Annotated in this window: 1 pseudogene; it reads right to left on the reverse strand. The window is 50.7% G+C overall.

Annotated elements, in window-relative coordinates:
• Positions 1-527: pseudogene (locus FW758_RS24765) on the reverse strand (tyrosine-type recombinase/integrase); the annotation flags it as partial.

The following is a 527-nucleotide window of genomic DNA, read 5'->3' on the forward strand; positions in this document are numbered from 1 at the left end:
GCATCAACACAAACAACATGGCTACCGGTCTTGCTGCATTTCGCAATGCGCTGAATAACGGTCCCACATCCGACTCGCTTAACTGCGTGCCCACCAAAGGCGGCATCTTCAAACTCATTTGCACCCGATACCCCGCCAAGCTATTGCTGTCTAACACCCGTAAATCGGCCGCAACCGATAACGCCCGCTTTAATACCTTCACCGCGGCTTTGATGTAATTGGCCGAATACCCCTGCGCTAACATGGGTTTGATTAAATAACTGTCCACCGCGATAAAGTTCAGCTCATTGAGCGGTAACTCACCAAAGCAGCCGCTGAGATGTTTACTCACTAACGATTTACAGTTACTGCGCCAGCTGTTGCTTAAAGTGCGGTTACACTCCACATGGGTGACAAACCACGCCAGCAATTGCGCGACCGTGGTAAATTCGTTGCTGATTACCGTTTGGCCCATGCTGCGTTTGGCGAGCAAGCTAGGTAACTCAGTTAAAAAGGTCTTCAAGCACATCACTGGCCACACGCCCTGT

The sequence above is a fragment of the Shewanella sp. 1180_01 genome, assembly GCF_052850535.1.